This window comes from Paenibacillus naphthalenovorans, assembly GCF_900099895.1.
In the GTDB taxonomy this organism is placed as follows: Bacteria; Bacillota; Bacilli; order Paenibacillales; family NBRC-103111; genus Paenibacillus_G; species Paenibacillus_G naphthalenovorans.
In genome coordinates this window covers 172,729-193,478 of sequence record NZ_FNDY01000005.1, presented here as the reverse complement: position 1 = coordinate 193,478, position 20,750 = coordinate 172,729, and the positions used below count along the sequence as shown (strand labels likewise).

Here is a 20,750-nt window from a genome sequence, read left to right as displayed (position 1 = left end):
GTCAAAGGCCAGCCTTTTATTTTCTTAAAGACATTCAAAGCAGTCGCCGCGGCGGCTGCTTTTTCAGTGAAAGAAAAGACGGCGATTCCGGTGACCGGATGCTTCCCGGGGCAGATTCTTCTAGAATTTATGCATTTATTAATATATCTGATCAATCTTATAAGGTTATTCTAATTGACCTGCACCGCCAGCTGTGATAGGTTCAGAATAGTAGGAAATTATTAAGATGTGTATACTGGGAATTTCATATCATTTGGAAGCTTTGCGAGGTGGATATTGTTGAAACTGGAAGTAACAAACAGCCCTTTTAATCAGGAGCAAGTAGAACTGCTCAATCGCGTTCTGCCTCTGCTGACGGAAGCACAGCGTATCTGGCTGAGCGGATATCTTACGGCTCTTCAAGGTTCGGCGGCCGCAGTGACGCCTGTTCCTGCGCCGCTGGCGGCTTTGCCGGCGAATGAAGCGGTCGTTTCCAAGGAGGTTACCGTACTCTTCGGATCGCAGACAGGCAACAGTCAAGGATTGGCGAAGAAGCTGTCCAAGAAACTGGAAGAGCGGGGCTTTCAGGTATCGCTCTCTTCGATGGCCGACTTCAAGCCGAATAGCTTAAAGAAGGTCCAAAACCTGCTCATTGTGGTGAGCACCCACGGGGAAGGAGAGCCGCCGGATAACGCGATTGCTTTCTATGAGTTCCTTTACAGCAAGAGAGCGCCCCAATTGGAGGGCACGCAGTTTTCCGTGCTCGCGCTCGGAGATACGTCCTATGAATTTTTCTGTCAAACGGGCAAGGATTTCGACAAGCGCCTGGAAGAGCTGGGCGCAAGGCGGCTTACCCCGCGCGTCGACTGCGACGTGGACTTTGAAGAGCCTGCAGCAGAGTGGATGAACCGCGTCCTGGAATCCCTCAGCGGTGCATCGGCGGCCCCGGCCGTCGCAAGTGCAGCCGGCGCGGCGGTCGTGAGCGGGACGGAAACGGAATATTCGAGATCGAATCCGTTCCATGCCGAGGTTCTTGAAAATTTGAATCTGAACGGCCGCGGATCGGAGCGGGAAACTCGCCACGTTGAGCTGTCCCTTGAGGGATCCAATCTTCAGTATGAACCGGGCGACAGCCTGGGCATCTATCCGGAGAATCATCCCCGCCTTGTGGATGAATTGATCGAAGCGATGGGCTGGAAGGCAGAGGAGCCCGTTGCCATTAATAAGAATGGCGAGGAGCGGCCATTGCGGGAGGCGCTGCTTCGTAATTATGAAATCACCGTTCTGACCAAGCCGTTGCTGGAGCAAGCGGCAAAGCTGACTTCGAACCAGGAGCTGAAAAAGCTTCTGGAGGCGGGACGCGAACAAGAGCTCAGAGCGTATCTCAACGGGCGGGATCTGTTGGATCTGGTACAGGATTACTCGCTTAAAGGTGTGCCTGCGGGCGAATTCGTATCGATCCTTCGGAAGATGCCTGCCCGTCTGTACTCGATCGCGAGCAGCCCGAAAGCGTACCCGGGTGAGGTACACCTGACGGTCCGCGCGGTTCGCTACGAGGCTCATGGACGAAACCGGTACGGCGTCTGCTCCGTTCAGCTTGCTGAGCGGGTACAGCCGGGGGATACGCTGCCTGTGTACATTCAGCATAACCCGAACTTCAAGCTTCCGGAGAATCCGGATACGCCGATCATTATGATTGGACCGGGTACCGGGGTCGCTCCGTTCAGGGCCTTCCTCGGAGAACGGGAGGAGATCGGAGCCGAAGGCAAAACATGGCTGTTCTACGGCGATCAGCATTTCTCCACGGACTTCCTTTATCAGATCGAATGGCAGCGTTGGCTGAAGGAGGGCGTGCTGACACGTATGGATGTCGCGTTCTCCCGCGATACCGACAAGAAGGTGTACGTACAGCACCGTATGCTTGAAAAGAGCCGGGACCTCTACCAATGGCTTGAGGAAGGAGCCTGTGTGTATGTCTGTGGCGACGAGAAGAAGATGGCGCATGACGTCCATGCGGCTCTGATCACGATCCTCGAAAAAGAGGGAGGCTTGGGCCCTGAGGAAGCCGCGGAATATTTGACCCGTATGCAACAGCAGAAACGTTATCAGCGGGATGTTTATTAAGTCCGAGTCCCGAAGATCGCGAGAGGAGAAAATCCAACATGTCAGAAAATAATTTACTATCACCGAACAGTGCGCCGCACAGTGATGTAGAGGAAATTAAGAAAAGAAGCAATTATTTGCGGGGAAGCCTTGCAGAAACGCTGGAAGATGTGATCACAGGCTCCATACCCGAAGACGATAACCGGTTGATGAAATTTCATGGCAGCTACATGCAGGACGACAGGGATTTGCGCAACGAACGGCAGAAGCAGAAACTGGAGCCGGCTTATCAGTTCATGGTGCGCGTGCGTGCGCCAGGCGGGGTGGTTACGTCTGATCAGTGGTTGATGATGGACCGCATCGCGCAGAAATATGCGAACGGAACGATTCGATTGACGACGCGTCAGTCCTTCCAGCTGCATGGCGTACTCAAATGGAACATGAAGAATACGATACGGGAAGTCAACGATGCGCTGCTGAGCACGCTAGCCGCTTGCGGCGACGTAAACCGCAACGTCATGTGCAACCCGAATCCGTACCAGTCGGCGGTTCACTCCGAAGTATACGAGTGGGCCCGCCGGATCAGCGAGCACCTCAATCCCCGGACCAGAGCCTACCACGAGATCTGGCTTGACGGGGAAAAAGTGGTGGATAGCCGGGATAACGGGGGAGAGCAGGAGCCGATATACGGGCCTGTCTATCTGCCCCGGAAGTTTAAAATCGGCATAGCCGTCCCGCCTTCCAACGATGTAGACGTATTCTCTCAGGATTTGGGCTTTATCGCGATTGTCGAAGATGGACGCCTGAAGGGCTTCAACGTCACGGTAGGCGGAGGCATGGGGATGACGCACGGCGATCCGAACACCTATCCCCAGATCGGTCAAGTGATCGGGTTCTGCTCGCCGGAGCAAGTCATCTACGTTGCGGAGAAGACGGTCACGATCCAACGGGATTACGGCGATCGCTCGGTCCGTAAGCACGCGCGGTTCAAGTACACGATCGACGACCGCGGCATCGACTGGTTCATCAATGAGCTAACCGAACGTCTAGGGTGGAAGCTTGAGGGAGCGCGTCCTTACCATTTTGACCACAACGGGGACCGCTATGGCTGGGTAAAGGGAACCAACGGAAAATGGCACTTCACGCTCTTTATCCAGAACGGCCGGGTCAAAGACGATGGCGGCTATCTTCTGATGACGGGTCTGCGGGAAATCGCCAAGGTGCATTCCGGAGATTTCCGGCTCACTCCGAACCAGAACCTGATCATCGGCAACGTAAGCAGCCAGAAGAAGAAAAAGATTGAGGAACTGATCAAGCAATACGGGCTTACCGACGGGGCCCACTATACCGCATTGCGGAGAAATTCCATGGCCTGTGTGGCGCTGCCGACCTGTGGATTGGCGATGGCCGAATCGGAGCGCTACCTTCCTACGCTGCTGGATAAGATCGAGCCGATGCTGGAGGAAGCGGGCTTGCGCGACGAGGAGATCGTCATTCGCATGACCGGCTGTCCGAATGGCTGCGCCCGACCGATGTTGGCGGAAATCGCGTTTATCGGCAAGGCGCCCGGCAAATACAACATGTACTTGGGAGGCGGCTTTGCCGGAAACCGGCTGAATAAGCTGTACAAGGAAAACATCGGCGAAGCGGAAATTCTGGAGTCGTTAAAACCGATTCTTACTCATTATGCAAAGGAACGGCGGGAAGGCGAGCACTTCGGCGATTTTGTCATCCGCGCCGGCTATGTCAAGGAAGTTCGTTCCGGTCAGGATTTCCATTCGTAAGTAAACCTGCGTTTGGATTAAATGCATCATAGGGCAAGACCAACAGGAGCAGTCTGAAGCTGTCATTGCAGCTTTAGACTGCTCCTTGCTTATCTCGCGGAGAGGCGATGAGGATTAAGGAAGCTCGACGACTTGAGCCGCCGCGTTCCATTGATAATGCATCTGCTGCCCATGGCTGGTGAGGATGAAATGCAGCCGGTTCCGATCCCAGAAGTAAGTGTGCGTTCCTTCCACTTTTGTGGCGGAGAGCGCATCTTCGAGCATGGATGCGGTACCTTGTTCGATGTCCAATAGAAGAACATGGGATTGGAACTGCTTATCATCGTCCGAGAAAAGATCCAGCGCTGCGTACCGGCCGTCCGGCGATACGATGATTCCTTCTACACCAACATTCTTCATGCCGTTCATGGCGGTGACATGCTCCAATAGCTTGAACGTTCCGTTGGCTATGTCATAAGTAACGACCTTCACGGAGGACGCCTGACCGATGCCCGGATCCTGTAAAACCTGGAGAGAGAAAATAACCTGATTCTGCTTCGAAAGGTAGGCTAACGACGAAATACGAAAATTTCCTTCGGGCCGAAGCTCGTTTGGAAGGGAATCAGCTGAAAAGAGCCTTTGCTTCGAGCCGTCATCCTTTTCCATCACGATGAATCCGTCCGGCTGCTGAAGTATCGATCCCCCTCCCGGCAGGTCCTTCGTTTCATCAATAAGATAACCTTGTTCTTTTGGCGTAAGATAGTATCGGACGTGGCTGAAGGAATAATACGGATTAGCGGTATAGGCCCAATGTTCTTCCACATCCACATAAGGCCTGTTATTCTCCGTTCCCGAACCTGTAATGGTATAGCTCACTTGGTGCGGATTGGAAACGATGAGGAAGTCCTGATGATCTTTCAAGAGACTCCGGGCAAAATCAAGGTCGCGCAGAATCTTCGCCTGATTAAAAGCACGGACCGTTTCTTCTTCCTGCAGCGCCTTTTTCGAGAAATCAATGCGCATCACACTCATGGTCGAGCCTTCCGAGTTCTTGCTTTTCAAAGCAAACAAGCTTTGGGAATCGCTGCTCCAAACGGGATGATAATAGCTGTACAAGCCTGTAACCTTGAGCACTTGCGGCGTATCGCCCGGCTTAAGTCCTTTAGGCAGGTCCTGTTCATGGGTTTGGCGGTTTGGCGTATTGGAAGTTACCACTCGCTTGGTTTTGCCGTCAATATCGGAAATCCGGATTTGGTCTACCGTATCCTCCGCATACACATGGGATTGCAGCTCACGTCGGTTGTTCTCGGATGTAATATAGGCGATATATTTTCCATTGGGAGAAACGGCGGGATTCCGCCCTTCATCAATCACGGTCTCTTGGCCGCTGGCTAAATCTTTGAAGACCACTTCAGACCGGGTGTCTGCCGTTTTTTCAAATACGATGGCTTTCTCTCCGTTAACATAGGAGGGAGATGCTCCATCGCCAAGCTTTGTCGGCGCCAGGCTGTCCAGAGTCATTTCGTAGATGCCGGATTCTTTCACTGTAAATCCATGCTCTTGTTGTTCCAGCACTTTTTTGACATACAGGATGGTTTGATGATCCTTCCAGGAAGGCTGTTCATAGAATACCGCAGAACCATCGCCTTTAAGGAGCTCTGTATACTTCTTTTGCGCAACATCATAAACGCCCAGCGTGCCGCCGGTTTGCAGAATCAGCTTGCTTCCGTCCTGATTGATTTTGGCCTCGTTGACTTCCTGCTGAAGCAGCTGGTGAAATCCGCTTTGGTCATAGGCGAACAAGCCCTTTCCGGCAACCGGGAGGTATACCGTTCCTTTGTACTCGGAAACTCCTAACGGGCTTCCGGAGCCTATATCGATAAAGGATATCTGGTTTTGCACATGCAGCTCCTGAGCCTGAACCGTTTGCAGCCCTCCCGGGCCCTGAAGCATAAATGTCCCTGCCAACAACAGGAGCGCCGCGGCAAGACCCCATTTTTGCAAAGTTCGCTGTCTTTGCCGCCGTTTGAACGCTTTTCCAAGCCGTTGTTTGAGTTCCATATTGACAGGTATCCGTTTTTTTAATTCTTTTAAAGCTTGCTCGACTTGATGATCATCCACCGATTTTCTCTCCTTCCAAACATTGCTTAACAAGCACGCCCAGCTTTTTGATTAAACGATAGACACGCGTCTTGATGGTTTCCTCCGACTTACCTGCAATCTCCGTCATCTCTTTGTACTTTAATTCTGCAAAATATCTTAGCTGAATGAGTTCCTGGTCTTCTTCGGAGAGAGAGGACAATGCTTTTTGCAGGCATTCCATATCCTCTTTAAGCTCTACCTGTTCTTCAAAGGAGAACGGCTGAATCAGCCTATCCATTCCCTCGCCGATGAACGTATCCTTCTTCTTGCGGTAAAAATCGATGATGGTATTGCGGGCGATCGTAATAAGCCATGCTTTCGCACTCGACTGCTCCTGAAGTGAAGCATAGCGTTCAAAAGCCTTGCGGAAAATATCGCTTACGATGTCGTCGGTATCCCATTTGTTGCCTAATTTCATGTAAACATACCGGTAAATATCACTAAAAAAACGATCGTATATCTCGATAAAAGGTTCTTTCATCGGGGCCCCACCTCTCACACTAAATAACGAAGCCAAACGAAAAAAGGAACACGTTGGTTCAAAATAAAATATTAATTGGAATACAAAACAACAGGTTTTCGCTGTAAAAGTAAGAGGATGGAGTGCCGCGGCAAGGAATATGCAAATTTTTCTTGATCCCTTGGATCATCCGACGATACAATCATGATAGATCGTAACGCGTTAAGGCGTTATCGCGCGGCTAATCCCGCTTATGATTCATCATGCGGCCCATCATCATACCATGCCGTTGATGTTATTCAATTTATAATTCACCTTATGAAAAATGGAACAAATAAACCGGAGCATATCCTATGCGGAAGCGGTTGAGAGGATGTTTATGAAGACAAAATCCATTTATTTTCTGTTTGGCGTGTTCGCCAGTGCTTTCCTCAAATCGTTGTTTATGGCAGTAACCTATCCATCGAAGAGCGATTATATCCTTTTTCACAGCGAAGGGAAACCGCATTTGTTTTTCATTTTTCTGGGAACGCTGCTTCTTCTGGATGCGCTTGTGATTTGGCTCATACTGAGGCCTAAAGCAATCGGGTTTTGGTTAGCCCTCGCAAGTATCGCCGTATCCAAATTGGAGGAGTTTACCGCACTGCAAATCGCACTGAGGAATAATGATCTCATTAAACAACTGTTCATTGAACAAAGAGAAGCCAGGGGCCGGCTGATGGACGATAACGCGTTGCGGATGACCGACGTTCTCTTTTCGCCAACGGGGTTGTATGCAGGCTTCTTTTTGATGCTTGCAGGCTCACTTCTGGTGCTGCTCGTACTTTGGCGGAATAGGGATTACTTCTTTAAAAGCTATATATGGCGCTAAAGAGACAACCGTTTCCGGATTTGGTTATACGAATGACCTTAGATGCAAGGACCTGGCCGCAATAAAAAGACACAGATGAAAGGATAGCGGAGAATATGTATAATTACATATACATGGAAACCTCATTAGGTGGAATGTTCTCCTCGCCAATTATATCATAAAATATAAGCTTCCTTAACTTTATTGGAATGGGGGAAAGCCCTTGACAGTAACCTACGACGCTCACTATTATCCGTATCCTTCCCGGCGAAATGTGGTCTATGGACGAAAAGGGATGGTGGCCGCCTCTCAGCCGCTGGCAGCGCAGGCCGGTTTGCAAATCTTGAAAGCAGGCGGGAATGCCATTGATGCAGCCATTGCGACGGCAGCCTGCTTAACGGTAGTCGAGCCGACATCGAACGGAATCGGCTCGGACGCTTTTGCGCTTGTCTGGGTTAATGGAAGGCTGCATGGCCTCAACGCCTCGGGTCCAGCCCCCAAAAAGCTGACGATGGAAGCCGTCAAAGCGGCTGGTTATGATCATGAGATGCCTAAGCGCGGCATGATTCCTGTTACGGTCCCCGGGGCTGTCGGCGCTTGGGCCGAACTGTCGAGGAAGTACGGAAAGCTGCCTTTGACGCAGGTGCTGGCCCCGGCTATCGACTATGCCGAAAGCGGTTACCCTGTTTCCCCGACGCTGGCAAAGTTTTGGCAGCTTTATTATGAGGACTATAAAGAAAGCTTTAAAGGGGAAGAGTTCCGGCCCTGGTTCGATACCTTTGCACCAGGAGGCAGAGCCCCGAAGGCGGGGGAGATCTGGCGGTCGACCGGACATGGGGCGACCCTGCGGCTGATTGCCGAAACGAATGGAGAAGCCTTCTACCGCGGGGAGCTTGCCGAACGGATCGATGCCTTCTTTCAAAAGCATGGCGGATTTTTGCGGAAGGAAGATTTAGCGGAATATGCCCCGGAATGGGTGGACCCCATTAAGGTCAATTACCGGGGGTATGATGTGTGGGAGATCCCGCCTAACGGGCAAGGCCTGGTTGCGCTCCATGCCTTGAATATCCTGAAGGGATTCGATTTCCCGGAGAAAGAGAGCGTGCAAACCTATCACAGGCAAATCGAGGCCATGAAGCTCGCTTTTGCCGATGGAAGGAAGTATATTACCCAGCCTTCAGACATGAAGGTCACGGCAGAGGAACTGTTAAGTGAACAGTACGCGGCGGAACGCCGCGCCCTGATTGGTGAAGAGGCTCTTGCGCCCGAACCCGGACATCCGCCGAGGGGAGGAACCGTTTATCTGGCCGCTGCGGATGGGGAAGGGAATATGGTATCCTTTATTCAAAGCAATTATATGGGATTTGGATCAGGTATCGTCGTTCCGGGTACAGGCATAGCGCTGCAAAACCGCGGCCATACCTTTTCCTTGAACCCGGATCATGCCAATGTGTTAAAACCGGGCAAGAAAACCTACCATACGATTATTCCGGGGTTTCTGACAAAGGGCGGTCAACCGGTCGGCCCATTCGGTGTAATGGGCGGATTCATGCAGCCTCAGGGTCATGTTCAGGTCATTATGAATACGATTGACTTCCATTTAAATCCCCAGGCTTCCCTGGATGCACCGCGTTGGTTATGGACCAGGGATAAAACGGTGGAGGTTGAAGCGGGCTTCTCCAGCGAGATAGCCAGAGCATTAATACGCAAGGGGCATCAGGTGAATGTCGTATTAAAAGAGGATGGCTTTGGCCGGGGACAAATCATTTGGCGTGATCCTGAAACCGGCGTTTTATCCGGAGCTACCGATCCGAGGACGGATGGAGAAGTGGCCGCGTGGTAGGCCTGTTCCCAAAAAACGTCTGACGACCGCATGATCGTCAGACGTTCTTCGTGCTTCGCTTTATCGATGAGCATCACACATAATATTTCAAATAGACCGATTCGTAGTAAGGGCTTGCAGGATTGGGGGTGACAATTTCGATCATATGTCCGTCAGGGTCTTTAAAGAAGACCTGACGCAATCCGCTGGGGGCGTTTTCCAGCTCATACCAGGGAATATTTTCGGATTCGACTTTTTGGATAACCTTTTGGAGTTCTTCTTCATTGTCAACAAAAAAAGCAACATGGGCGTCCTGTGCGGACAATTTCGCCCGATCAACATGCTCGGGCTGATCTGGCTGTTGAATGATATGAATCATAATATCGCCTAATTTATACCATATTCCGGGGAAGCTGAAATTGGGCCTTGAAATTTCCGGCAAGCCCAAGATCCGGCTGTAAAAATCCTTTGATTTCACGGCATCCTTCACGGACAAAGCTACATGATCAATTCGGGATAATTTCATTATGCATCGCTCCTTTTTGGTTTTAAACCGGTTTACGTAAGGCCGTATAAACAGCCGTGTCCAATTTTAGGGACAAATCGGCAGCATACGTTTTGATATACTTGGGCTCGGAGGTAACCTTACCCCCGTAGAACATAATGTCGTCCGCTCTGTCAATGGCCAATTCCACACAAAGCATGGGAAACGGCATATCGGGAATGGGATCGGGCAGAACACGGGCAGTTCCCGTAACGGCTAACGTATGCTCCGGAATGGAAAATAAAATTTGCATCCTTGGACGCTCATTCACGTTGCGGATCAAGGGTGACTTGGGCGAAACCGCAAAGCGAATCAGATGGGGATTGACGGCCGCCAACCAGGAGATCGCCGTCGAATAGATTTCGTTGTCCGCATTGGTGGTGACCGCAAACGCCAATTTTTCTCCTTGAAGCTGATCGACGACCGCTTGAGGCAAAAGCGTGGTATCGGTTTTCATAAGTTAACTCCTTTCTTAATTATGATTTTTTTTCCAACCAGCCCGCGTTCACATCAAGGCCCAGGCTTGCCTTTCCGATAATTTCCAAGCATTTGTCATTATTCGGCGGCATGACCATCCCGGCGCGGGCATCGCGGTGGATTCTTTCCAGAGGGAATTTTTTCATGTAAGCTCTGCCTCCGCATACACGAATGGCTAAATCAGTTACTTTGACGGAAACCTCTGTTCCGACATATTTGGCGATCGTTACAGGCAGAACCCGGTCTTCTGCGGTACCGTAATCACGTGCGTCCGCAGCTTGATAAAGCAGCTGCTTCGCAGCTTCAATTTCCAGAGCCATTTCAGCGACACGATGCTGAATCGTAGGATAATGGCTGATCGGATGAATTTCCGGTTTAAATGTGGTGTTTTGGGCATAACTGACGGTAAAATCCAAAGCGGCCTCCGCCAGACCTATGCCGACGGCAGCGAAGCCAAAGGCATAACCGTCACTCACATTTTTACGAACGGCATCCCCGGGTTCTCCGATCGCATTCGCTTCTTCTACAAAGCACTCTTTAAAATGAATGGTATGGCTGGCCGTTCCCCGCATCCCCATGGCATTCCAGGTATCTTCAATCGTTACCCCCGGAGTGCTGCTGGGGATTGTCAGCATGATAAGGCCGTCTTCCACCGAGGTGGTGCCTTCGATTTGACACAGCGTATTGAAATAGTCCGCCGCAGAGCTTAACGAGGCGAAATGCTTTACCCCGGATACTACGTAACCGCCATCGACCTTGCGGGCGATGGTGCTTGGCTTGAAATTCCCCCTTAAACTGCTTGTAGGTTCACTGGTAACAGATGCGAACAATTTCCCATGCTCAACCACTTCCCTGAACAATCGCTGCTTTTGCTCCTCATTTGCCATTTCCTTCAAAATATTGATGACCGTACAATGCATATTAAATGTATTTGCGGTGGAACCGCACGCTTTCGCCAGTTCTTTAAGAACTTCCCCCATTAACCGGGAATTGGCTCCAAGCCCCCCATACCGCTCGGGGACCATGAGGGAGAGAATCCCGTGCTCCCGTAAATCCTGATAGTTTTCATAAGGAAAACGGCTTTCAAGATCGTATTGGCTTGCACGGGCGGCGAAGTTTTCTTTCGCCAATTGCTTTACCACACCGAGAATATGGCGGGCTTCCTTGCTATGTGTTAATTGCATGAGCATCCTCCTCGAATTTTACGTGTCAATGATATACACAGCATTTTCCATGCCAAACTTGGCTCCAATCAAAAATCATCGTCAACCTCAAGCCTTTCGTGCGTATTTCCCCGCATATGATGAAAAAGTTTGATCCTTCGGAAGCAAGAGGCTGCATGTTTCAATCCGTTTTTGGTGTTTTTTTGCACCGAATGGTGGTGAATTGCACCGATGGTGAAGGAGGCCGCACCAGCGAATTGGAAGTGAAGGATGGGAATACTCCATTGATTCAGGAAAGAAGGTCAAAAAAGTAAAGCTGGCATGAAAATTGCTCTTTAAATGCTAATAGGTGATGGAAATGAAGCCGCAGAGAGTAAATGGAGGCCGAACGGATGACGCAATTTTGGTTTTTCCTGTTGACGATTGTTGGAGGAGCGATATGGGGAGCCCAGGCTTCCATCAACAGTGCTTTAGGTAAAAAAATAGGCACGTTGGAAGGCGCTTTTGTCAATTTTGCAGTGGGTACGTTACTTTTGGCGATCATTGTTTTATTTTTTGGCAGGGGAAACCTCCTTCAGGCAGTGACGGTTCCGAAATGGCAGCTGGTTGGAGGACTTATGGGAGCGGCGGTCATTTTCACGACGATCATCAGCGTACCCCGGATCGGAGCGGCATCGATGCTTCTGGCCATGATTAGCGGACAAATCGTCATCAGCATGATCATCGATCATTTCGGTTTTTTCGGTGTTCCGCGAATCGCTTTTGATTGGCAGAGGCTTCTGGCCTTATTGTTAATGAGCGGCTCCTTATTTTTAATTTTCAGAAGCAGTATTTAAATGTATATTCATTATTGACACGAGAGGGGGACGGTTAGATGAGTTTTCCGAATCCAATGGACCCTATTCTGGGTATTCGCTTTGTGGTCTCGAGCTCTAACCTCCGGGAGTCCGTCAAATTTTATGGAGAGACTTTGGGTTTGAAGGAGGTTTTCTCCGGTTCAGAATTCACAAGATATGATATCGGTGGAATGATCCTGGATATTATTCCGGGAGCGATCAAAAAAGAAAAGCAAAATCAACTTGCCATCTCCTTGAGTGATCCTCATCTTGTGTTTGAAGTCGACCCTCAACGGTATGAGCGGATGAAATGGCTGTTGATACGGGAGGATATCACGTTATTGGAATTAAGCGACTTGGAAGGGAGGAACAAAATGTTTTTCAAAGACCCGGACGGCAACCTCAACGCGATCTTATCCGGTTAAGGCTTGATAACAAAATGGGCCGCGCCGCATTTCCCGGTAACGTTAAGGGGATGACTTTTATTCTTTCTTTCCATTATAATGAAGGATGTATTTCATAAATTATGGATGAAATCCCCGACATTGGAGGTTGACGAGCATGGAGATGGATGCGTCAAGCCTGCCTTCTGCAAGAGAGAGTGAATGGCATACCATTATAAACGCATTGTTCGATGGAATTTGGGTTGCTGATGGTGATGGCAGAACCGTACTGGTGAATAAAGCCTATGAGAAATTAACCGGGATTCGGATAGATGATGTGATCGGTCAACGCGCCCAGGATTTGGTTGAAGCAGGAGTGCTGTCGCAATCCGCCATTCCCGGTGTTATGGAAACCTTGCAAACCGTCACGATCATAAACAAAGTGAATGGAAAGCGCTTACTCGTCACCGGGGTTCCGGTTTTAAATGATGAAGGGGAATTATGGAGAATCGTATGCAGTGTCAGGGATATTACGAACCTTGCCGAGCTCCAGCAGGAAATCGAACGGAAAAGCGCATTAATTAAACACTATGAAACGGAATTATTAAAACTTCAACAGATCGACAATGGCCCTGTTATTCGCAGCCCGCATATGATCCGGTTGTTTGAATCGGCCAAGCATGTCGCAGCCACATCGTCTACGGTGCTTATTTTAGGAGAATCTGGAGTAGGGAAGGAAGTGTTGGCCAAATGGATTCACCAAATGAGCCAGCGGGTAAACCAACCCTATATGACCGTGAACTGTTCGGCTATCCCTGAAAATCTCATTGAATCCGAGCTTTTCGGGTATGAAAAAGGGGCATTTACAGGCGCACAGCCGACCGGGAAGGCAGGATTATTCGAAATGGCTCATAAAGGGACGATTTTTCTCGACGAAATCGGGGAGCTTCCTTTTGCCATGCAGTCTAAACTGCTCAGGGTGCTGCAGGAAAAAGAAATCCGGCGCATCGGTTCCGGAAAGCCTGTCCCTGTTGATGTGCGGGTGATTGCCGCTACCAATCGATCCTTGGAAAAGATGGTGGCGGAAGGAACGTTTCGAGAGGATTTATATTATCGCATTAATGTCATTCCGTTTACCATACCTCCGCTCAGGGAACGTAAAGAAGATATTCCTATATTAGCCGCACACTTTTTAAATGAATTCAACCAAATCTATGATCGGGATGCAGAAATAGGTCCCGTCGTATTGAACCGCTTGATGGGATATCATTGGCCCGGCAATGTGAGGCAGTTAAAAAATATCATTGAACGCATGATCGTACTGTCCAAAAGCAAAGAAATTACGGCAGACGATTTGCCTGAATTTTTGGGAACGGCCCCCGTACTGCAGCAGAACAGGGATACGATTGTCCCCCTGCGCCAGGCCCGGATGGAGTTTGAAAAGAATCTCATTATCCAAGCGTTGAAAAAAAGCAAGTCGATTCGTCAGACCGCGCAATTGTTGGAGCTGGACCATTCGACCCTGATTAGGAAAATCCAACAGCAGGATATCGATCCTGAGTCCTTCTTGGGACGGGAATGGTCTAACTAAAACGATAAATAACAACAAAACAGTCTGCCATTAGGTGAAACGGCACTCCATTGTTAGACATCGCTAACCCTTGGAGGGCAGTTCGCAAGGTGCAGACTGTTTTGATTATCCATACACGATTATTTGGGAACGATTAAAGTGACCTTGGTTCCTTCACCGGGCTTGGATTGGACGGAAAACTGGCCATGCACGGACCGGGCTCTCTCTTCCATGCTGAAAAGCCCTACGCCTTTGGCGCCGGTTCCACGGATAAAGCCCTTGCCTTGATCCTCAACACTGACTTCAATATAATCATCGAACTCATGAAATCTTACGCGTGCTTCGGCCACATCCGCGTATTTTGCAAGATTGGTTAAAGCCTCTTGAATGACACGGTAAATGGTCGTCTCTTTTTTGGCCTCCAAGCGTCTGCGAAGATTGCAGTCAAAATGAACCTTGATGCCGTAGTGGTTGGAATAGCTGTCGATGTAGGAACGGATGGCCGGAACGACGCCAAGGTCGTCCAGGACGGACGGGCGCAATTCCCACGCTAATCCGCGCACATCCTCGATAATTCCTGCCACTCTGTTTCGCAGGTCGCCCAGCTGCTGCACTCCGGTTTCCCCGATTAAACGGTCAATTTCAATGAGCAGGGAAAAGAGGCTCTGTCCGATCCCGTCATGCAGCTCCCGTGAAAATTTGCGCCGCTCGTCTTCCTGAACCTGCATGACATGCCCCATCATATGCTTCAATTCTTCTTCTACCTTTTTGAGCCGGGTCACCTCGTTGCGAATGGCTAGATACTGGTAAGGACGCCCATTGTCGTCTTGAAACGGCACGATGGTGGTGTTTACCCAATAGTAGGTGCCGTCTTTGGCTTTGTTCTTGATGTCTCCCCGCCACACCAGTCCGGAGGAGATCGTTCTCCACAGCTCTTTCATGAACTCTTTGCTGTGAAAGCCGGAATTGATAATCCGATGGTCCTGACCGATCAGTTCATCGCGGTCATATTTGGAAATTCGGCAAAAATTGTGATTCACATATTGAATGATTCCGCGATGGTCGGTGACGGCAACAATAGAGGATTCGTCCAGTGCAAATTTGACATTCGCCAGCTGGTTTAACGATTGCTTCAGAAGATCGCGAAAGGATGGATCGGCGATATGGGTATCCAGCTGTTTTTGTAATTCAGCGACATTCTGGCCAATGACCTCAGGGTGAGTCTTGCTTGTTTTAGGCTTCAATACAATCCTCCTTCCTGCCGGGTTCATTTCTTATCTTAGCAAAGAAGGAAGAACCGGTACAATGCTCGCGGCGCAAAAAGTGAAACAAATCAAGACCGGCTAAGCTTGCTACTGCCCGGTCTTGATTTGTTTTCCGGATGGATTATTTATGGGCCGGCACCTTCATGCGGCTTTTGGCTATCGGGTTATGCCCGCCGTTCCTATAATTCAGGTGAAACCATTTGCGCAGCAGCGGCAGCAAGTAATAGTCGGCGCCGAATTTGCCGGCATTGGCGCCCGCGACCAACACGATTCCGCCGAGCAGGATCATCCACGGGTTTGTGCTTACCGTTCCGGCGAAAAGAAACATGAAGTTCATCAATAATCCAAAGCCGGCGGCGGCCGTCGTTAAGGCGCCAAGAATCAGACCGAGACCGACCAGCGTTTCTCCCAAAGGGATGATGAAGTTGATCAGTTTCGCGTTAGGCAGTGCGAAATGGTTCAAAAATGCAGTATAGTTAGGATAGATTAATTCGTTTGTCGCTCGATCGAGAACCGGTTTGTTTATTGCGTTGTTCAAAAAGCCTGTCGAGTCAAACTCACCCGTCAGCTTGTGCCAACCTGATGTCAGCCACATCCAGCCAAGATAGATGCGAAGGACAAGAAGCAGGCCGGCGGCATAAACATGCTCTCTTAAAACATTCATCATGGCAACCATCTCCTCAACAGCAGTAGACTTTCCTTTCACGACTTCACTGTACATCAAGCGGTAAAGCTGCGATATGATTCGCATCACAGGATAAGAAAAAGTCTTTGAGTCTGTTGCTCCAAGGAACCTGATCCATACGTTTGGCCTCAAATACGGCAAATATGCTTCGGACAATTTTCACAGTGGCAGATATCGCGCAAATAAGTCAAATCCTTGATAATGAAATAACCGTTAACCATGTCGAGGATGTTTTCCTTTCTCATATCGTTCAGCATCCGGTTGACGCTTTCCCGGGTGGCGCCGATCATTTCGGCCATTTCCGTATTGTTCAGCTTAACCGAGATGCGGCTGTACTCACCGAAGGGCTCCCCGTAGGAATTGTTCAGGCGAATGAGAAGGGAGCAGAGCGCCCCGGGCTTACCGAACATCATCAAATCGCGGAATTTGGTTTGTGTCAGCAGGTGCATCGTCGCCTGCCAGCGCATGAATTCTACCGCAAGATCGCCATGCTGCCAAAGCAGAACCTCCAGATCCTTTTGCTGAATCAGGCCAAGGTCGCAATTCTCAAGCGCTTCTGCGCTGAGGAGGTAAGCCGAGCTCGCCATGCCGTCTCCATAGCCGATCAAGTCTCCGTCGTGGTGCAGATACAAGGTGAACGTACCGCCGTTATCGGCCGATTTGGTGATTTTGACGCGGCCTTGTTTGATGTAATACAAGTATTCGGCTTTATCGCCTTCCCGGAAAAGGCGGGAGCCCTTCTTCACCTTTTTCGAATACATGATACCGGTAAGCCGTTCAACATTCTCTTCCGTAAAATACTGCTGCAGCCCCCGGGTTTGAAACCGAACGGCGTCCGATGTATGATTAACCGGATAATGATGAATCATCCGCGCCTCCTCCTTTTTGCGTTCTTTGTATTTATCTTACCAACTCCAATGACCCGGCGTTATCGGGGAATCCTCTGATATTCAGGGGGGGAAATCCTGAATTGCGGCATATTCCCCGACCGGGAAATCAGGGTATTCCCTGACTTACAAACGAAGCTGCAGCGGTTACAATGAAAAGCATCGGGATATGGATTTCGGTTGGAGAAGTGCACGGATCAGCATGGAGGGAGGCGAGAAGGGTGGACACGGAGCACAACCGGATTCTAAACGAGTTGTGTATGATCCGATCCTTGGTATCAGGAGACTTTGCCGCACTGGCCTTAGGCGTTGGCGATGGCCGTCTGTTTCGCTGGACATTGTTTTCCGGTAATGAGACAGAGCGGAGCGAAACGATGACGTTTCGCTCGGGGCGGGGTGTGGGCGGTTTGACGATTCGGATCGGACGGACGATAGCATGGAACGGTACCGATGAGGCTATGGTCCACCTGTATCGCGAATGTCCCCTTACGCTTGCGGAAAGATTGCGAACCTCCGTCACGGCTCCCGTTGTCGTACAGAGGGAGAGCCGGGGTGTGATATTGGTGGGTTCCCGTACGGGACGTCTGTTTAGCGAAGAGGATATAGCCGCGGTGACGCTGGCGGCGCAGCGGATCGGCAAGCTGATGGAGGATGAGCGGTTTTGAGACCGGGTATGATAAAGAGGAGGGTGATCGTATGATAAAAATCATGGTAGTCGACGACCATGCCGTTGTACGATCGGGGTTGAATTTGCTGCTCCACGGCAAGCATGACATGGAAGTCGTAGGGGAAGCGGCGGACGGCGACGAGGCGATTCGCCTTGCCGGGGAGCTGAACCCCGATGTCGTGCTGATGGATCTAAGCATGCCGCACGGTAAGGACGGCCTGACGGCTGCCGTCGAGCTGAAGCAGAAGCAGCCGGATACGGCGGTGCTGATATTGACCATGCACGATGACGAGGAATATTTGTTCAGGGCGATTCAAGCCGGGGCGTCGGGCTATATTTTGAAAAGCGCGCCGCACGAGGAACTTCTTGCGGCCATTCAATCCGTAGCGGAAGGAAACGCATACTTGTATCCAAGCGCGACCAAACGTTTAATGGGCGAGTATCTGGAACGGCTGAAGCAAGGCGAGAACACAGGCCCTTTCGACACGCTATCCGAACGGGAGAAGGAAGTATTGGCGCTGGTCGCCAAAGGGTATTCCAATAAAGAGATAGCCGATCAATTGATTATCAGCGTCAAGACGGTGGAAACGCACAAAAGCAATGTGATGGAAAAGCTAAAGCTAAAGACGCGCCCGGAGCTTGTGAAATTTGCGCTGAAGAAGGGGCTTTTGAACTTCGAATAAAGACGGGAAATCCAATGAATAAGGAACAGGGGACTGCAGCGGCACGCGTGAAGAGCCGCTGCAGTTTTTTGTCTAAACTGTGACAAAAATCACAGCTTAAATCCGGGGTACGCGATATGCTGAATCCACCACATGAAGGAGGTCTGATTGATGGAACGGGGAAAAGATCGGTTCTTGAATGCTGCACGTCCATCGGATTTGGTTGTCATGTTGGAACGGATGAGGGACGAGCACTTGAAAATGAAACAAACCATAGCAGAGCTCGAAGCGGCGGTGGAACGGGCCGACCGGATGCCGGATGTATTGACGGTGGCGCATGAAATGCGGCGCATCAAGCAGCCGCTGATCGCGTACATGAATGAACTGGAACGCCATGCGACCTGGGAAGAGAAAGAACTGCAGCCTTTGCTCGACGATTATTTTTTTAATAAGCATGCGCCGAAGATCAAGGATTCGATCTGGGCAATGGAAAAAGATCACCAGTTGGGCACCGCCAGCCTTGAAACGTTCCTTCAAAGACTGGACGAATTCGGACTTCGGCCGCACGCAGCTGCGGTGGCGGAAGCGGTAAGCTGTTTTATGCAAGGCTGCGGCCTTCTTAAGAAGCATTTCAGACTCGAGGAGGAAGTCATAATGCCCCTGGTGGAACAAATGCTGAATGATTCGGATGCTGATGGTCATAGCAAACGAAAATGACTGGCAAGGAGGAAATCGCCATGCTGACAGGCCTTATTTTAGCCGGTGGGCCTAATACGCGGATGAACGGCGATCCGAAGGCGCTGCTTCCTTTTGGAGGGGAGACGCTTATTGAGCGGCAGATCAGGGTCATGAGGCAGATTTGCCGGGAAGTCATCGTCGTCACGAGGGAACCGGCTCCGTTACTTCGATTGCTGGACAAGGAGGTCCGCATCATTACCGACTTTTTTGGCGGCAAAGGTCCCCTTGCGGGCATGCATGCCGGATTCAGTTTGGCCAAGTTCGATCAAATTTGGGTGGCGGCCTGCGAGATGCCGTTTCTTTCGGCGAAAGCGGCTGAATTGCTATTGGAATCCAAGAAAAGCGGTTGGAATGCGGTTCTTCCTGAGGTGAACGGCAGTCCATTTCCGCTGCACGCCGTTTATGATAAAGCCTGTGCCGGCCCCATAGCCGTTTTATTGGAGAAAGGGGACTACCGTCTTTCGGAGCTGTTGAAGTCCCTTCATTGGCTGGGGATACCGGAAGCGGCTTTTAGGGAAAAGGGGATTGACCTCCGGTTTACTGTGAGCATAGATACCCTTGAAGATTATCGGCAGGCGCTCCAAAGTGAGTAAGGTTACGGAGGCTACATGCAAGCCCGCATATTGCTAATATTTCACCGCTGGGGGGATGGATGATGGATTTATCGGAAAAACGCAAAAAGCAAATCGACTACTTGGGCATAACGGCGGATGACTTATTCCTTTTAGAAAGTAAAAAGGCGGAATTGACGGCGATCGCTGACGCTCTGGTGGAAGAGCTTTATAACCGCATTATGCTCCGTCCCGAGCTCAGGACCATTATTGAAGCGCACAGCACGATCGAGCGATTGAAAAAAACGCAGAGATGGTACTTTCTTTCACTGACTGACGGGAAAATCGATGAGGCTTTTATCGAAAAAAGACTATTGATCGGGAGCATGCACTCCAAAATCGGCTTAACGACGCAATGGTATTTGGGAACGTATATGCTTTATCTGGATTTGGCGGCCTCCCATCTCCGGCAAGTGCTTCCAAACGAGTGGCTGCCGGTTCTTCATGCGATAACCAAAATGTTTAATTTGGATTCGCAGCTTGTGCTTGAAGCCTATGAAGCCGAAGAGAAGCAGAAAGTGCAAAGACTTGCGGATGAACGCGGCCATCTCTTGGCCGGCATTAACGCGGCTGTGCAGGAGCTGGCCGCGATGATGGTTGAGCTTAGCAGCAGTACGCAATCCGTAGCGGAAACCGCCATCCATACGGCGGAATCCCAGGAAAAGTCGCTTGGTACGGTAAATGAGCTGACCCGGGAAATTCAACACATTCATCATATGGGATCATTCATGGAAGAGATATCGGAGCAAACCCATCTGCTTGGGCTTAACGCGGCCATTGAAGCAGCACGGGCGGGCGAGCATGGCCTCGGTTTTGAAGTGGTGGCCAAGGAAGTCCGCAAGCTCGCCGCCAGATCCAAAGACGCTCTTGTACAAATTCACTCCAAGCTGGATATGATTTCAAGATTGCTGAAAGAAGTGAAGAAGGAGTCCGAGCAGACGAGCATACAAGCACAAACGCAAGCAGCAAGCTCCGAAGAGCTGTCCGCGTTTGTTCAAATGATTGAGAAGGTGATCGCAGAGCTGGAGCAATTGAGGCAATAAGCTGTGAATGGCATGGTACGGGATATCCCTTATCCATGAAAAGAAACGGACATCGCTTGGGATCCCGTATTGCTGCCGGGGGAGATGATATGAGGTTTTG

General features: G+C 50.3%; 21 protein-coding genes. 13 read left to right on the top strand and 8 right to left on the bottom strand.

The genetic code is table 11. The annotated features are described in order from the left end of the window. Nucleotides 1-279 precede the first annotated feature (279 nt). Both BLT35_RS07525 and cysI read left to right on the top strand, forming a co-directional pair. Nucleotides 280-2,103, top strand: coding sequence for an assimilatory sulfite reductase (NADPH) flavoprotein subunit (locus BLT35_RS07525; protein WP_074727435.1), 1,824 nt, complete (start codon nucleotides 280-282; stop codon nucleotides 2,101-2,103). Nucleotides 2,104-2,141: 38 nt separating this feature from the next. Then, a complete protein-coding gene (cysI, locus tag BLT35_RS07520; RefSeq protein WP_074727434.1) occupies nucleotides 2,142-3,866 on the top strand; it encodes an assimilatory sulfite reductase (NADPH) hemoprotein subunit in 1,725 nt (574 codons plus the stop codon). Nucleotides 3,867-3,980: 114 nt separating this feature from the next. Here cysI and BLT35_RS07515 read toward each other — a convergent pair whose 3' ends face one another. Together BLT35_RS07515 and BLT35_RS07510 are read right to left on the bottom strand one after the other, a co-directional pair. Further along, entirely contained in the window at nucleotides 3,981-5,966 is a 1,986-nt protein-coding gene (locus BLT35_RS07515; protein WP_074727433.1) for a TolB family protein, read from the bottom strand. After that, the gene (locus tag BLT35_RS07510) at nucleotides 5,959-6,468 is read right to left on the bottom strand and encodes an RNA polymerase sigma factor (protein WP_074727432.1); all 510 of its coding nucleotides are present in this window, start codon (nucleotides 6,466-6,468) and stop codon (nucleotides 5,959-5,961) included. The genes BLT35_RS07515 and BLT35_RS07510 overlap by 8 nt, the downstream gene beginning before the upstream one ends. 358 nt (nucleotides 6,469-6,826) lie before the next feature. Here BLT35_RS07510 and BLT35_RS07505 point away from each other — a divergent pair, with 358 nt between their 5' ends. Both BLT35_RS07505 and ggt read left to right on the top strand, forming a co-directional pair. Then, on the top strand, nucleotides 6,827-7,318 hold the full coding sequence (locus tag BLT35_RS07505; RefSeq protein ID WP_074727431.1) for a hypothetical protein: 492 nt from the start codon (nucleotides 6,827-6,829) through the stop codon (nucleotides 7,316-7,318). A 274-nt stretch (nucleotides 7,319-7,592) separates the two neighbouring features. Beyond that, nucleotides 7,593-9,140: a gamma-glutamyltransferase gene (gene ggt / locus BLT35_RS07500; RefSeq protein ID WP_083351227.1), complete on the top strand. Its 1,548-nt coding sequence runs from the start codon at nucleotides 7,593-7,595 to the stop codon at nucleotides 9,138-9,140. Nucleotides 9,141-9,213: 73 nt separating this feature from the next. Here ggt and BLT35_RS07495 read toward each other — a convergent pair whose 3' ends face one another. From BLT35_RS07495 to BLT35_RS07485, 3 genes are read right to left on the bottom strand one after another with little or no spacing between them, the layout of a single operon-like run. Further along, complete coding sequence (locus BLT35_RS07495; RefSeq protein WP_074727429.1) at nucleotides 9,214-9,645, bottom strand: VOC family protein; 432 nt, start codon at nucleotides 9,643-9,645, stop codon at nucleotides 9,214-9,216. 22 nt (nucleotides 9,646-9,667) lie between these two features. Next, nucleotides 9,668-10,120 (bottom strand): pyridoxamine 5'-phosphate oxidase family protein, encoded by a 453-nt coding sequence (locus BLT35_RS07490; protein ID WP_074727428.1) that lies wholly within the window; start codon nucleotides 10,118-10,120, stop codon nucleotides 9,668-9,670. 19 nt (nucleotides 10,121-10,139) lie between these two features. Then, entirely contained in the window at nucleotides 10,140-11,324 is a 1,185-nt protein-coding gene (locus tag BLT35_RS07485) for an acyl-CoA dehydrogenase family protein (protein WP_074727427.1), read from the bottom strand. Nucleotides 11,325-11,440: 116 nt separating this feature from the next. On the opposite strand from BLT35_RS07485, the gene BLT35_RS26820 reads away from it, so the two are divergent. The 4 genes from BLT35_RS26820 (at nucleotide 11,441) to BLT35_RS07470 (ending at nucleotide 14,113) form a co-directional block, all read left to right on the top strand. Further along, nucleotides 11,441-11,617, top strand: coding sequence for a hypothetical protein (locus BLT35_RS26820; protein WP_175471949.1), 177 nt, complete (start codon nucleotides 11,441-11,443; stop codon nucleotides 11,615-11,617). Between the two features lie 78 nt (nucleotides 11,618-11,695). Beyond that, entirely contained in the window at nucleotides 11,696-12,139 is a 444-nt protein-coding gene (locus BLT35_RS07480) for a DMT family transporter (RefSeq protein WP_074727426.1), read from the top strand. A 38-nt stretch (nucleotides 12,140-12,177) separates the two neighbouring features. Next, a complete protein-coding gene (locus BLT35_RS07475) occupies nucleotides 12,178-12,564 on the top strand; it encodes a VOC family protein (RefSeq protein ID WP_074727425.1) in 387 nt (128 codons plus the stop codon). A gap of 136 nt (nucleotides 12,565-12,700) precedes the next feature. Beyond that, complete coding sequence (locus BLT35_RS07470) at nucleotides 12,701-14,113, top strand: sigma-54 interaction domain-containing protein (RefSeq protein ID WP_074727424.1); 1,413 nt, start codon at nucleotides 12,701-12,703, stop codon at nucleotides 14,111-14,113. Between the two features lie 119 nt (nucleotides 14,114-14,232). Here BLT35_RS07470 and BLT35_RS07465 read toward each other — a convergent pair whose 3' ends face one another. From BLT35_RS07465 to BLT35_RS07455, 3 genes are all read right to left on the bottom strand, one after another. Then, entirely contained in the window at nucleotides 14,233-15,336 is a 1,104-nt protein-coding gene (locus BLT35_RS07465) for a PAS domain-containing sensor histidine kinase (RefSeq protein ID WP_235594213.1), read from the bottom strand. A 142-nt stretch (nucleotides 15,337-15,478) separates the two neighbouring features. Beyond that, complete coding sequence (locus BLT35_RS07460) at nucleotides 15,479-16,024, bottom strand: DoxX family protein (protein ID WP_074727423.1); 546 nt, start codon at nucleotides 16,022-16,024, stop codon at nucleotides 15,479-15,481. 146 nt (nucleotides 16,025-16,170) lie between these two features. Continuing rightward, entirely contained in the window at nucleotides 16,171-16,911 is a 741-nt protein-coding gene (locus tag BLT35_RS07455; protein ID WP_083351225.1) for a Crp/Fnr family transcriptional regulator, read from the bottom strand. Between the two features lie 239 nt (nucleotides 16,912-17,150). On the opposite strand from BLT35_RS07455, the gene BLT35_RS07450 reads away from it, so the two are divergent. The 5 genes from BLT35_RS07450 to BLT35_RS07430 all read left to right on the top strand — a co-directional run bounded on the left by BLT35_RS07450 (nucleotide 17,151) and on the right by BLT35_RS07430 (nucleotide 20,650). Beyond that, on the top strand, nucleotides 17,151-17,594 hold the full coding sequence (locus BLT35_RS07450) for a GAF domain-containing protein (protein ID WP_074727422.1): 444 nt from the start codon (nucleotides 17,151-17,153) through the stop codon (nucleotides 17,592-17,594). Nucleotides 17,595-17,625: 31 nt separating this feature from the next. Beyond that, complete coding sequence (locus BLT35_RS07445) at nucleotides 17,626-18,279, top strand: response regulator (RefSeq protein WP_074727421.1); 654 nt, start codon at nucleotides 17,626-17,628, stop codon at nucleotides 18,277-18,279. Nucleotides 18,280-18,429: 150 nt separating this feature from the next. Then, nucleotides 18,430-18,975 carry a hemerythrin domain-containing protein gene (locus BLT35_RS07440; RefSeq protein ID WP_074727420.1) on the top strand — a complete coding sequence of 182 codons (546 nt, stop codon included), beginning with the start codon at nucleotides 18,430-18,432 and terminating at the stop codon, nucleotides 18,973-18,975. Between the two features lie 20 nt (nucleotides 18,976-18,995). Beyond that, a complete protein-coding gene (mobA, locus tag BLT35_RS07435) occupies nucleotides 18,996-19,589 on the top strand; it encodes a molybdenum cofactor guanylyltransferase (RefSeq protein ID WP_074727419.1) in 594 nt (197 codons plus the stop codon). A 59-nt stretch (nucleotides 19,590-19,648) separates the two neighbouring features. Further along, a complete protein-coding gene (locus tag BLT35_RS07430) occupies nucleotides 19,649-20,650 on the top strand; it encodes a globin-coupled sensor protein (protein WP_062410577.1) in 1,002 nt (333 codons plus the stop codon). Nucleotides 20,651-20,750 lie beyond the last annotated feature (100 nt).